11 protein-coding genes are annotated in these 13213 nt (G+C 44.6%); 2 read left to right on the top strand and 9 right to left on the bottom strand.

Annotation, left to right across the window (positions count from 1 at the left end; translation table 11 throughout):
• Positions 1 to 21 precede the first annotated feature (21 nt).
• The 9 genes from JSY36_RS08020 to JSY36_RS07980 all read right to left on the bottom strand — a co-directional run bounded on the left by JSY36_RS08020 (position 22) and on the right by JSY36_RS07980 (position 9973).
• A complete protein-coding gene (locus tag JSY36_RS08020; RefSeq protein WP_205165960.1) occupies positions 22 to 270 on the bottom strand; it encodes a hypothetical protein in 249 nt (82 codons plus the stop codon).
• 294 nt (positions 271 to 564) lie between these two features.
• Positions 565 to 1392 (bottom strand): hypothetical protein, encoded by an 828-nt coding sequence (locus tag JSY36_RS08015; protein ID WP_122899401.1) that lies wholly within the window; start codon positions 1390 to 1392, stop codon positions 565 to 567.
• Positions 1393 to 1404: 12 nt separating this feature from the next.
• Positions 1405 to 2028, bottom strand: a complete 624-nt coding sequence (locus JSY36_RS08010; protein ID WP_183163878.1) for an NUDIX hydrolase — start codon at positions 2026 to 2028, stop codon at positions 1405 to 1407.
• Positions 2029 to 2032: 4 nt separating this feature from the next.
• The gene (locus JSY36_RS08005) at positions 2033 to 3199 is read right to left on the bottom strand and encodes an ABC transporter substrate-binding protein (protein WP_205165959.1); all 1167 of its coding nucleotides are present in this window, start codon (positions 3197 to 3199) and stop codon (positions 2033 to 2035) included.
• Between the two features lie 104 nt (positions 3200 to 3303).
• Complete coding sequence (locus JSY36_RS08000) at positions 3304 to 4758, bottom strand: phosphoglucomutase/phosphomannomutase family protein (RefSeq protein WP_205165958.1); 1455 nt, start codon at positions 4756 to 4758, stop codon at positions 3304 to 3306.
• Positions 4759 to 4839: 81 nt separating this feature from the next.
• The gene (locus JSY36_RS07995; RefSeq protein ID WP_122899409.1) at positions 4840 to 6516 is read right to left on the bottom strand and encodes an ABC transporter permease; all 1677 of its coding nucleotides are present in this window, start codon (positions 6514 to 6516) and stop codon (positions 4840 to 4842) included.
• On the bottom strand, positions 6473 to 7582 hold the full coding sequence (locus JSY36_RS07990) for an ABC transporter ATP-binding protein (protein ID WP_122899411.1): 1110 nt from the start codon (positions 7580 to 7582) through the stop codon (positions 6473 to 6475). The genes JSY36_RS07995 and JSY36_RS07990 overlap by 44 nt, the downstream gene beginning before the upstream one ends.
• 63 nt (positions 7583 to 7645) lie before the next feature.
• Positions 7646 to 8668, bottom strand: coding sequence for an ABC transporter substrate-binding protein (locus tag JSY36_RS07985; RefSeq protein ID WP_122899413.1), 1023 nt, complete (start codon positions 8666 to 8668; stop codon positions 7646 to 7648).
• Between the two features lie 402 nt (positions 8669 to 9070).
• Positions 9071 to 9973: an endonuclease/exonuclease/phosphatase family protein gene (locus tag JSY36_RS07980; RefSeq protein ID WP_236784654.1), complete on the bottom strand. Its 903-nt coding sequence runs from the start codon at positions 9971 to 9973 to the stop codon at positions 9071 to 9073.
• A 294-nt stretch (positions 9974 to 10267) separates the two neighbouring features.
• Between JSY36_RS07980 and JSY36_RS07975 the strand changes: the two genes are divergently transcribed.
• Together JSY36_RS07975 and JSY36_RS07970 are read left to right on the top strand one after the other, a co-directional pair.
• Positions 10268 to 12043 (top strand): cache domain-containing sensor histidine kinase, encoded by a 1776-nt coding sequence (locus JSY36_RS07975; protein WP_205165957.1) that lies wholly within the window; start codon positions 10268 to 10270, stop codon positions 12041 to 12043.
• A complete protein-coding gene (locus JSY36_RS07970; protein WP_205165956.1) occupies positions 12040 to 13158 on the top strand; it encodes a response regulator transcription factor in 1119 nt (372 codons plus the stop codon). The genes JSY36_RS07975 and JSY36_RS07970 overlap by 4 nt, the downstream gene beginning before the upstream one ends.
• Positions 13159 to 13213 lie beyond the last annotated feature (55 nt).

The raw sequence follows: 13213 nt of genomic DNA, 5'->3' as shown, positions 1-13213 counted from the left end.
GAAAAGTGTTTTTAAAAAATCCTATTGATTTGCTATCTCCCGGTGTGTCGTCACTCCCCCAATGACTTTGCAGTCTTCACTGCTGATCGTGAGCCAGACACCTTCCTGGTCGAGGCGCGAAACCAAATACTCTGGCAGAATTTTTCGGTTATTCTCTGTATTTACTAACGAAAAGTCCCTGCCGATGGCTTCAGCCTCACACTCTTTCCCAATCATTCCCCTGTACCAATAGCTCTCTTTCTGTGCACTGCAAACCTTAATGATTAGCAATTTAGTCCCCCCTGCACACATATTGATTCTATGTAATCACCCTCTATGTTACTAATAATTTTAACATAAAATTGAATTGAAAATCATAAATTTAAGGAAGAAAAATGGAATAATTTTGTGTCTATTATTGTTTAATGAATAAAAGACTAAGAAACACTGACAGTGTGGGAAAGGTTCACCCGCTTCCTAAAGAAGCAAAAGAACCATCCTCCCCCCTTTTTATAAGACATAAAATAAGCACCTGCCACAGGACAGATGCTGTTATAAACATATGGGCACTGCACTCTCCAATTCTCAAATCCGAATCTTCACAAACGCCCGGTCATCAAAAGACACATTTCCTTCTACCAAACCTTTTGCACTTGGATTTTCCCTGATACAAAGAGGATCTTTAACCAAAAGTTCCTGCAGATGCGCTTCGGTTTCTTCGAACGTTTCAAAAATCATCGGATATCCATCAGATGCGAGGCACAGGTACCCGGTATCCGTCGGGACATCAACCGTTTTGATTGCTTCCACATGCAAAGGATAACCGTTGATGACTTCGTAACTGTATGGGTGTGCGGGATCTCCATTTTGGAACGCAAACTGCTGCTGGATAAAAGGCTTAACAGCTTCAAATCCCATATCATGGGAGAGAAGCTCCTTTTCAGTCTTTCCTTTAACCAGCTGAGCTTCTACCATCATGGCCCGGGCATTGGCTGTAATATCATCGATTATTTTTGTGTTTTGAAGTGCGTTTCCTTCCAGAAAACACTGGCAGTCTCCGATCATCCATATCTTCCGATAATGCCTGCTGTATAAAATCATAGCAGCGCTTGGGCGCAGGTGAGGAACATCATCCACCTCTTCTGCTATACCGATTTTCCGATTAAGTCTATGAAGGTCGATATTGATTTTATCTACAACTTCTTTTATGCTGTCTCTTTCATCAAGTCCCCTAATCGTATTCTTGATCGTCTCAGCTGCAAGCCTTCCCGGGGCTTCCCCGTCATAAAAGCAGCCTGAGACATTCGTGACACCATCTATTACCGCTGCAAAATGATCGGTTACAACGATCTGGTCTTCACAATCCCTTTCGTTGCCTGTTTTGGCTTTGAGAAAATACTCGATTATCTCCAACAATCCTTCCCCCTAGTCAAAGTAAATACTCGGTGAGCCTGCATCCATCTCCTTTAAAGCCACGTCCAGCTGCTGCTTTGTCATTCGCTCAATTGAAAGCGGGGGTAAAGCATCCGGAGAAAAGAAACCCACATCTGTTGTCTCTTCACTTCCCCTGATGGCTCCCCCTGTGACCTCGCACTTAAAATAACACGTATAGATATGTTGAAGTGTTTTAGATGGGCGGTGCTTGGTCTGGTCAAAGAAAGCCAGCAGTTTCGTTGCCTGTACATTCAAACCGGTCTCTTCTCTTACCTCTTTTTCAATGTTTTCCCCAGGGGTCACTCCTGTATCGCACCAGCCACCGGGCAAACACCACAAACCGTCTGCCGCTTCTTTTACCATAAGCAGCTTCCCCTCAGCCATAACAACTGCCCTTACCGCCATTTTAGGAGTCGCATACCCTTTTTCTACCGGAAGAAGCCGTTCGATTTCTTCAATTTTCTCCTTTGATAAATAAGCAATCATTTCATTCGATAAATCGTTCATTTCTTTATAGCGCTCATAATCAAAATGATCATTACCGTACTCAAGCCCTGTCTGTGAGACAGCCTTTAATCTTTTGGCCCATTCAAGCAATCTTTCTTCAATACCCACGTGATCACCTCTCACTTGTGTTCCTTTCAATTTCCCGTGCACGCTCCATTAATTCCGTCCAACGTTCAAAGGTCAGCCTGCTCTCCGCATCACCGGTATATAAATGTTCATAACCAGCCAATTCAACCAAGTTGCCTCCCATGGGAAGTTTCATGAGAAAGGACCGGTCAAGCAGCTGTTTCTCCTTTGAAGGCAGCCACCCTGTTTCCGATAACAAAGCGACCTGTTCCTCTTCTGTAAAAAGAAAAGCAATAAACTCGGAAATGACCTCCTGCTTTTCTTTATCTGAACCCACGACCGCCAATCCATTCCCTCCGATTAAGATGGGAGACCCTTCTGTTCCCTGAAAAGGGGTCACCTGTAAATCGAACTGGTTTCGGATCAAACTTAACAACGTCGTTTGATGTCTTGATGAACTTAACAGCAAACCCGCTTCTCTATTAACAAAGCGCGTTAAGGCCATGTGATGATCCAAAGGTGGAATCAGCTCATAGTCCTGAACAATCTCTTCCCACCACACTTCAGCCGGCCGGTCAGACTCCCCTTCATTCCAGGACGTCCAGTACCACGGAAGTTCACGATCCGTTTGAAAAGCATGGAAGGTTCCGCTGCTGTTTCGCTCATTTACTCCTTGTTGAAGCTCTGCAAGCTGTTCGTTCGTATGTAAGTCATTAAAATAGAAAGGTTCCAACCCTTTCGTTCCACCAACCAATGAGGCATTTGAATAAACGACAGGTATCTCAATCCCCAAGGGAACCGCATAAAGGATGTCATTCAGACTAAATGCGTCATAAATGGATTTGTGAAAATGTTCATCAACCCCGATTGCGTCTATCGGGGTAACATCCGGCTCTTCCAAATCGGAAAAACCATATTGAGCATTGAGCTCAATCACATCAGGGGCTTCTTCAGTATCCCTTCTCACTTCCCAATCTTCCAGGAGAGCTTCCGAATCGTCATACATTCTTACATTTACTCTTACTCTTTCATCTGCAGCTTCGAACCGTGTTACTGCTTCTCTTACAGCAGAAGTGGTCGTCCAAATGGTAAACTGCTTCTCAAACGTATCTCCTCTGTCCAAGGTGAACTCCTGGTTGTAGAGGCTGAAAATATACCAGCCGATAATCAAAACGGCTGCTGTTGAAACAATAAATAAAACCTTCACCTTCATATACAAGCTCCTAAAAAACAGATAATACTTTTATCTTAACTTAAAGCCACTTCAGGGGAATAGTCCAGAATGAAAACAATCTGCACGATTCCCCGTTTCCGCGGCTAAACTGACTTGGTATTCTTTGAGACTGAAAGAGCTGCATCAATCTTTTGACGCAAGTTTGCTAAAACACTCGCTTGGATTTCCTCTTCAGGTGATTCGACAATAATTCTCAGGAGGGGCTCGGTGCCCGAGAACCGGACACCACACCACGTTCCGTCTTCCCACTCCCATTTCACACCATCCATACGATTGGTTTTCGTCACCGGGGCTTCATAGATGAATGCGGGATCGAGACGATTTACCAACTCCTTAAGATCTTCTTTTCTTCCACTCGAGTAAGCATAATTGTCCTCTTTATAATGTCGGATGCCGTAACGGTCTTTCACTTCTGATCGAATCTGCCCGAGCGTTTTACCGGTAACGGCCAGCATTTCCAGCAATAAACCGGCAGATAGGATCGCATCTTTTTCAAGTAAATGGCCTTTGATTGTGATCCCGCCGGAACTTTCACCTCCGATGATGGCATCCGTTTGTGTCATCCCTTCGGCAATATGTTTAAATCCAACAGGTTTTTCAATACACTCGAAGCCAAAGTCTTCGGCCACACGATCAAGAAGGTGGGTCGTGGACACATTTCTGACTACAGCTCCTTTCTGCTTCCGGTACTTGAGCATGTAGTAATAAAGAAGGGTAATGATCTCGTTCGGGTGGACGTACTCTCCGTTTTCATCAATGACCGCAATCCTGTCTCCGTCCCCGTCTGTTGCTATGCCGATATCATAGTCTCCCGGCTTTTCTTTCATCATGGAGACCACTCTCCACAGCGTTTCCTCCGTAGGTGCCGGCACACGACCGCCAAACAAAGGATCCATGGAATTATGAATGGTCCTCACCTGACACCGTGCGTCCACGAGTAAGGTTGAGATGGCATTGACCCCGGTTCCAAACATGGGGTCGTACAAAACTTTCAGCTTTGCTTCTTTCAGCTTGTCCATGTTCACCTGAGATTCAATAAAGGTAATGAACTCATCATGATAATCAAGCCTTTTGATCAGTCCTTCCCTTTCTCCCAAGTCGTACTCCATCGTTTTAATATGGGAAGTGGGTATTTTGTTTATGGACTCCTGTAGTTCGGTTGTGACCTCTTCAGTCGCAGGCAGTCCATGTTCTCTTACATATTTGATTCCATTATAAATATAGGGATTGTGACTTGCTGTAAATGTCAGCCCGGCAGCTGTCTTTTTTTCGATGGTTACGAAGTTTACAAGAGGTGTGGGAACAGAAGGAGTGAGTAATAATACTGGAATGCTGTTGGCAGCAAACACTGCTGATGATGCTTTGGCGAAGTCTTCTGCCATGAACCGGTTATCGTACCCAATAACGACACCTTGCTTCTCTTTGCCGCTTTCAATAATATGATTGGCGACTCCCTGTGAAAACCGCCTTACATTATCAAAGGTGAAATTCTCACCAATAATGTCCCGCCAACCACCTGTACCAAACCGTATCATCATGAATCTCCCCTTTGTTTAAGATAAAGGTGAGTGCGAAATCCCAATCGCTAACCCAGGACTGTTTCGCACTCTCCTTTTAAATCAGATATTGAACTCTTTTTTCCCGGACAACTTGGTGATCACAATCAACGACACGATCGTACTTAACGACAGGATCGATGCCAATGCCGCAGCTGTACCGAAGTTTGCGGTGAACACTTCACTGTAAATGGAGACCGTAATGGTAGCTGTTGCTCCATAGTAAAGAACAATGGTTGAACTTAACTCATTGATCGTCGTTACCCAGCTCAAAATGGCTCCCGATAAAACACCCGGTATCATTAACACAGCTGTGGTTTTAAAGAATGTCTTCATTGGCGGGACACCCAGACTGATGGACGCTTCCTCCACGCTTTTGTCAATCTGATAGAGAATGGCGGTACTCGATCTCATCGTATACGGCAGTTTACGTATACAGTAGGCGATAACAAGGATGACCCAGGTACCCGTCAGTTCTATAGGCGGCTCATTAAACGCAATGATCAGACTGATTCCCAGCACCGTTCCCGGCATAACATACGGAATCATAATCAGTGCATCCAATATCGACGTAAGCTTGGAGCTTCTTCTGACAATCACATAAGACAAGGTGAGACCGGCAAATACCATGATTACGATCGAAATACTTGCATAGGTGAACGTATTTTGTATCGCCCCGGGAACCCGGTACATCACCTCACGATAACTGTCCAGACTGAACTGTGGCACAAATACAGGCCCGTTTGTCTTTAGGAAAGACGTGGTGATAACCGTCGCCTGCGGAATAATCGACACCACGATTACACTGAACACCATCAGCGTGGCTGCCAGCCGAAGTGGCCATTTAAGCTTTATAAGTTTAGGAGGCCGCAATGCACTCATGGTGTATGTTTTCTTTGTTACTAAGTACCTTTGAACGAACAGGACGAGCGTCGTAACCGTCAATAGAATCATACTTAACGTACTGGCCATTGCAGGGTTGGTTCCCATTTCACTGATAAACTGTTCGTATGCAAGAATCGGCAGTACCTTCTCACCCTGCCCGATCAGCATCGGTGTGCCAAAATCTGCAAATGACGCCATAAATACCATCAGCGCCCCTGTAGACAGGGTTGGGAAAATTAACGGCAATGTGACCTGACGGATCCGCTGCCACCCGGCAACACCCAGGTTTTCCGACGCTTCTTCCAAGGAACTGTCTATCGTTTTCAACGCCCCTGATACATAAAGGTAGATATGGGGGTAAAATTGCAGTGTGAAAACCCAGATCATCCCGTGAAGCCCGTAAATAGACGGAATATCGAGTCCGAAATTACCCAGGAAGTTTGTGATGAACCCGTTATTTCCGAGCATTAAAATCCAGGAATAGGCTCCGATAAACGGCGGGGATAATAACGTAAGGACGATCAGTATATTAATCAGCCCTTTAAACGGGATATTGAACCGGGACATGGCATAGGCCAGCGGAATCCCGATACAGCATGCAAAGAACGTAGCTGATGTAGATACAATAAAACTATTAAATAGAGCACTGTAGTAATAACGGTAGGAAAAGAAATCCCGGTAGTTTTCAAGAGAGATTCTTCCATCCTGCCAGAAACTATTAATAAAAATATTGAACAGCGGATAAAGAAGGAATAGACCGATGAGAAGAAATGCAACAATGGTAATTCCGTTCCAAAAATCCAGCCGAAACTTAAAGGGATTTGACTGAGGAGTTGTCACTGGTTTCGGGCTCATTGAGGACCTCCTCCCCGCTCGCATTAAATACCACAGCGTCTTTTGGGTTAAGGTCAATTCGTACGTAATCCTTTATCTCCCTCAGTTCATGGTATCGAATAGAGTGTTCATGCACACGAACCTCGTCTCCGTTTTCCAACCCTACACGGTAGACGACAGATTCTCCTAAAAACGACGCATCCGTTACAACCCCGCTCAGGGCTCGTTCACTGTGATCGTTGTCTCCAAGAATGTTGATTTGCTCCGGTCTGATAGAATACAAAACGTCTCCTTCATAATTGTTGTTCAGCTCTATCGGATAGGCTGCTCCGCCAACGCGAAGAGTCTTCCCGCTTACAGTACCATCCAAAAAATTGGTCGTGCCGATAAAGTTGGCAACGAATTTATTTTTAGGGTGGAGGTAAATATCATGTGGCTTTCCGATCTGCTGAATTTTACCACTGTCCAGAACAGCAATCCGGTCAGACACAGCCAGAGCTTCTTCTTGATCGTGTGTGACATAAATCGTTGTGATGTTTAGTTTCTTTTGCAGATTACGGATGTCATCCCTCATTTTCACACGTAACTTTGCATCCAGGTTCGAGAGAGGTTCGTCCATCAATAACAAACCAGGATGAATGACAACGGCTCTGGCAAGTGCTACCCTTTGCTGCTGTCCGCCGCTAAGCTGGGATGGCTGGCGATCTTTTAAGTGGGAAAGCTCCACCATTTCCAGTGCTTCTTCTACCCGCTCTGTCAATTGCTTCTTGCCTACCTTCCTTGCTTTCAGACCGTAAGCCACATTGTCAAAGACCGTCATGTGAGGAAAGATGGCATAGTTCTGAAAAACCATACCGATGTTTCTTTTATGAGCAGGAAGGTCGTTGACCAGCTTTTCATCGAAGTAGATGTCTCCCTCTTCCTGTCTGTAAAACCCTGCAAGCATTCTGAGAAGAGTGGTTTTTCCACACCCGCTCGGACCAAGGAGGGTGAAAAACTCCCCTTCTTTTATTTGAATATCAGCACGGTCAACCGCTCTTGTTTCTCCGAACAGTTTACTAACCTCTTTGATGTTGATGCTTCCCATGTCCTTTCCTCCCTTAAAAGAAAAGGGATCAAGAAATGTCCCGATCCCTTTCAGTACAATATATTACTGCTGCATAATTAACTGCTGGAACTGCTGCATGACTTCTTCCTGATTTTCAGCAGACCATTCAAAGTCGTAATCGACCATTGGGATCTCTGAAGAGTCTACAAGACCTTCAGGAGGATCAATATCCTCACGAATGGAACGACGGTTAAATTCTTCTACAATCATTTCCTGTACATCCTCACTCACTAAGAAGTCCATAAACTCCTGTGCTTCTGCACTGTTCTTTGAATCCTTCACGAGTGCCATGCCATCCGGAACTGCTGACGTTCCCTCTTCAGGGTAGGCTACATTAACGGGAGACCCGCCGGCAATGTAACGGTGAGCTGCTTCTTCAAGGGTAATTCCGATCGGGAATTCACCATCTGCAATACCTCTGAATACCATACTCGATCCGGAAAGCATCGTACCGTCAAGGTTCTCCACGAAACGCTCAACAAAATCCCAACCCTTTTCTCCGTTTTCTTCATAGGCAAAAAGCATCGTCACAAGCTGTGTATAGGAAGATCCTGAGCGGCCTGGATCCGTGTAGGCAATTTTCCCTTTCCACTGCTCATCCAGAAGGTCTTCCCAGCTTGTAGGTGCATCCTCTTCACTGACCATCTCTTCGTTATACATAATGACCATCGGTAAAGCGGAGAAGCCTGTCCAGTGGTTCGTAGGGCTCTTATATTCCTCCGGTATGCTGTCATCTTCACTTGTTACATACGGTTCAAAATAATCATTGTAGGCTTCGAGGGACTCGGCACCTCCGCCCCAGAACACGTCACCACCCGGATTGTTGGATTCAGCCTGTACCCGGTTCAGTAACTCCCCTGTTCCGCCGGTTACAAGGTCCACCTCAATCCCGGAACGCTCCTGAAATTCTCTTACAATCGGGTTGATAATTTCAGACTGGTGCGGTGAGTAAACGGTTACAACATTTGATGAGCTTTCTCCGCTTGCATCATCCTCTGCGCCGCAAGCAGCTGCAAAAACCGTTAATACTGCAAGAGACGAAGCCAGAAACCCTGCCTTTTTCATAATAAATCCCCCTTTAATGTAGTAATACGTTTTCCTTGTAATCTATCGTAGCAGGTCTGAAACTGATTTTAATGTTGTAATCTTTCTGAAAAAGTATGTTTTTTTTCCTGTATGCCAAACTTCTATTCCAATTACCATTTCAGCCGGCAAAAGGGCTGGGACAGAAGTGTTTTAGTCAACGAGAATCCGAACAAATAACATACGGTGCAAACAAGTCGCTCCTGAAATATACTCCGCTTTCCGCGGAAAGCTGGTGAACCTCCTCGTGCTGCGCACTGTGGGGTCTCACCTTTGCTTTTTCATTCCGCAGGAGTCTACGTATATTTCATCCGCTATGTTCGCGTATTGTTCGGATTTTCAGCTAAACACTTTCTTTATGTCCCAGCCTCTTAAACGCACTATTTATCTTCCATTTTCATAGGGTCTGCTTCTGTCCAATGTAAACTCGATTAGAATCGGCAGATGATCAGATACACTTGTATGAATCACTCTTGCATTTTGGTATTCTATGTCTTTATCGGAAAAAATGTAGTCGATTCTCGCATTGGGTTCTGTTACCTCTCCGGTATCCGGATCAACATAAGGTGCAGGAAAGGTATAGGCATCATTTAATCCCAGGCTCGCAAAGACATCATCGAATCTTTTTTCCATTAAGTCTATTTCTTCGTCACCTGGATAAGCATTGAAATCCCCTACGATAATACTTGGTTTATTGTCTTCATCTACAATATCAAAGATCTCCTGAATGTTAACAAGCCGCTCGACTTCTTTTAATCCCAGGTGCGTATTGAAGAATCGGATATGGTTTCCTTTTACATTAATCACCGTTTCCAATAACCCCCGCTGTTCATTGTGTTCTCCTTCAATAACCATGAGAGTGAGAAGGTGATTTTGCGAATCAATGATTGGATACTCACTTAACACTGCGGTTCCGTACTGACGATTTGGATCTCCTTCTTCCAACGGATCCCGGTCAAGGTTTGCCCCATACGCATAATGCATATCAAGACGTTCCGCGAGCCATTTTGCCTGATCTTCAAAATCACTTCGGTCTGACCAATGACGGTCGACTTCCTGAAGGCCGATAATCTCAGCACCGGAATCTTCAATCTCCGAAGCAATTCGTTCCAAATCCATGACTCCGTCCATCCCTCTGCCATGAGCAATATTAAATGACATCACATCCACGTTTACTTCATTTCCCCTTGGAGTATCGGCGCTTGCCTGGTGGTTGACGGGAATGATAAATGAAAACAGCATAGCAACTGCGAAAAAGACTATTAATCCTTTTTTTCTTGTTTTCAACTCAATCGCTCCTTATCCTTTTTTAGTAGTCAAACAACGAGTGGCACGTATAAAAACCAGAATTGAAACACCACAAAGGATCCTTAGTAAACCGAAAGGACCTCAACACACCTCCTAAAACGTGGTAGAATATAGTCATTCTATCATTTCAGTAAGCGCTTTCTTGTGGGGTGTTTTTTCGAGATTAGTATGATTATTTTCCATAAAGTTCTATAAATGAGAAATACAGTTCCAACGATTCGGTCCGTTGGTCACATATGGAAAAAGAAGGGGAAAAGAAGGAGGAATGGGAGGATGATTCGTCGTTTTTTGAGTTTAAATTTGCGAACCAAGTTAATTGCCCTGATTATTGTCACGGCATTTATCCCCGTCTCCTTACTCGGTCTGTTTTCCTACAACTATGTAACAAAACTGATGCAGGAAGAAATCAGTGAAGGTGAACTGGAGCGGCTTAAGCAGGTGAACAATAACCTGACTTATTTTATAAACGATGTTGAGCAGTTGTCTCTCTTTCTCTATAAAAATGGGGAGATTCAGGAGATTTTAAATAAAGATCCATACCGTAGCCCGGAGGAAAAGGATGAAGACCTGCAACAGATAGAGCGCCTCTTTGATACAGTCATGGGGGCCAAAAACTGGGATGTGAGCATTTACATCATCGGAGCCAATGGAGACCGCTATTTTTCCACCCAGCACCTGCCTCCTCACTACAATCACATCCGGGAAAACTGGGGCGCCTTCAGAAAGGCCCAGGCGGCTGACGGAAAAAACATCTGGGATACCCACTATTCGATCAGGCCGGAGGAAATGCAGGAGGTGGTTCTGACATCCGGCAGAATGCTTCATGACCACAGTACACAAGAACCTCTCGGCTACTTAATGATCGATATTTATGAATCAGCACTCTCGGACATTTATGCCACGGGAGGCAAACACCTTAACGATCAGCTGTTTTTATTGGATGAACAGGGCTATATCATCTCAAGCCAGCCGAATAAAGAGATTGTGGGTACCCGTCTGAGCTATGATTTTTTACCCCGCGTCATCCAGGGCGATCAGGGTTTCTTTGAAGCAGAGTGGGAAAGTCAGGCCTCTGTGCTCACCTATGACACGGCTGAAGATACGGGCTTTAAAATTGTCAGTCTTACACCAATCGGACTGATTCATGAAAAGAACAGTCTGATCAGAAATCTTACTTGGAGCTTTGCCATACTGGGAATTATCATCTCATCCTGGCTCGCTTACTTCCTGTCCAAGACAGTCACTGATCCTTTGTATAAAGTGATGAAAGTCATGAGAACGGTGGAAAAAGGGGACCTGACAGCCCGGTTTGCACCGAAGTACAACGATGATATCGGCATATTCGCCCGACGCTTTAACCAGATGCTAGGAAGGGTGAGCAACCTGATTCAGGAGAATTATGAGAAAAAGATCCGTCTGAAAGAGTCCGAGATTAAAGCCCTTCAGGCTCAAATTAATCCTCACTTTTTGTATAATACACTCGAAACCGTCAATTGGATGGCTCGTTTAAATGGTGCAAAAGAGATTAGCAAGCTGGTAGTTTCATTAGGGGAAATTATGAGGTATTCCATCAAGCGGGGGGATGACCTTGTTCCTTTGGAAGAAGACATTAAGCAGCTCAAAAACTATTTAAATATTCAGGAAGTACGCTACCGGGACCAGTTTAATATTCATTTGCATGTAGATGAAGAAGCAAAGAAAGCCCTCATTCCTTCCCTTCTGCTTCAGCCTCTCGTAGAGAACGCCATCAGCCACGGGCTTGAAGGAAAAGTGGAAAAAGGCAATCTTTCCATTACGATTACAATGATTTCAAACAGCCTGAAGATTATCGTAGAAGATGACGGGGCAGGTATAGACAGTAAAACGTTAGACAGGATTAATCTGGAAAAACCATTACAATCTAAAGGAACAGGAATAGGACTTCAAAACGTCAAACGAAGAGTGTTTTTATATTACGGAAATGATTTTACATGGCATATTGAAACGAAGGAAAACGAAGGAACAAAATTCTCCATAACCTTGCCCGCCTACAGGGAGGAATCCGCATGACAACACTATTAATTGTTGATGACGAATGGCTTATACGCGAGGGCTTATTAAAAACGATCCCCTGGTCAGAATGGGGGATCAATGTACTCGGAGCAGCCTCAAATGGAAAAGAAGCGGCTTCTCTTATCGCACTTCACGAACCCGATATCCTGTTAACGGACATACGTATGGCCGGGATGGATGGACTGGCGTTAATGGAGCACTGTTCAGAGAGATATCCCGACATGAAAAGCATCATCCTGACAGGTCACAATGAATTTGAATATGCCCAAAAAGCATTGAAGCTGGGAGCCAGGGATCTGCTGCTGAAGCCGACGGACGAAGATGAGCTTCGAACAACGATGGAGAAAATACTCGGAGAGCTTGAAACAGACCGCAGTGAAAAAAAAGACATAATCTCCCTCCTCACACGGGAGGTTGTCTCTCACCCAGCAAATGAAAACATCGCTCGCCTGAAAGATTATTTCACTCCCTCTCCTCCATTCGGTTTCGTTATTGTGGACCTGAAGGAATCCTGTGAGGAAATTACCGATCACTATACTGACTTTGCCCATCTCAATATAAGTGCCGACCCTTATAAACTGGAACTTCTTATCTATAACATTACTGACAGCAGGAGCTGGCCACATCATATCGAATCGCTGTTATCGACCCTTAAGCCACAAACGGCAGGCGTAAGCTCAGTATCTGAATTAATAACGGACTGGTCCCGGCTGTATGAGGAAGCAAAATGGGCAATCGAACAAACGGACCTGGCCAATGAATGCGGATATACGCTGTACCAAAGTACACAGTATACGGTGGATATTACAAAAGCCGTGCACTACATAGACTCCAACTTCAACCTGCAATTAAGCCAGGCCGAGCTTGCGGATTATTTTCACATCAGCACCAGCCAGTTCAGCAAGCTGTTCAAACAGCTCACCGGCAAAAACTTCGTAGACTACATTACAGATAAACGGCTCACAGAAGCTAAGCGCCTCCTCCGGGAAACATCCCTGAAAACCTATGAGATTGCTGTTAAAGTAGGCTATACAGATTCCCGGTACTTCAGCCAGACTTTTAAGAAGAAGTGCGGGGTGACACCGAAGGAATACCGGAAACAAGAGGATTAATTAAACGCTGGATACTAAGTACAGTCAAATTGAAAAAAAGCCCCCATATTAGACT

The organism is Alteribacter salitolerans (assembly GCF_016901055.1).
GTDB classification, from domain to species: Bacteria; Bacillota; Bacilli; order Bacillales; family Salisediminibacteriaceae; genus Alteribacter; species Alteribacter keqinensis.
The sequence above is the reverse complement of the archived record's forward strand: the minus strand, read 5'-3'. Positions and strand labels throughout refer to the sequence as shown.

What these genes read in the sequence shown, in the direction of transcription:
- JSY36_RS07990 (WP_122899411.1), bottom strand. Translation starts at nt 7,582, where the DNA reads ATGGGAAGCATCAACATCAAAGAGGTTAGTAAACTGTTCGGAGAAACA.
- JSY36_RS07970 (WP_205165956.1), top strand. Translation starts at nt 12,040, where the DNA reads ATGACAACACTATTAATTGTTGATGACGAATGGCTTATACGCGAGGGC.
- JSY36_RS07985 (WP_122899413.1), bottom strand. Translation starts at nt 8,668, where the DNA reads ATGAAAAAGGCAGGGTTTCTGGCTTCGTCTCTTGCAGTATTAACGGTT.
- JSY36_RS07995 (WP_122899409.1), bottom strand. Translation starts at nt 6,516, where the DNA reads ATGAGCCCGAAACCAGTGACAACTCCTCAGTCAAATCCCTTTAAGTTT.
- JSY36_RS07975 (WP_205165957.1), top strand. Translation starts at nt 10,268, where the DNA reads ATGATTCGTCGTTTTTTGAGTTTAAATTTGCGAACCAAGTTAATTGCC.
- JSY36_RS08000 (WP_205165958.1), bottom strand. Translation starts at nt 4,758, where the DNA reads ATGATGATACGGTTTGGTACAGGTGGTTGGCGGGACATTATTGGTGAG.
- JSY36_RS08005 (WP_205165959.1), bottom strand. Translation starts at nt 3,199, where the DNA reads ATGAAGGTGAAGGTTTTATTTATTGTTTCAACAGCAGCCGTTTTGATT.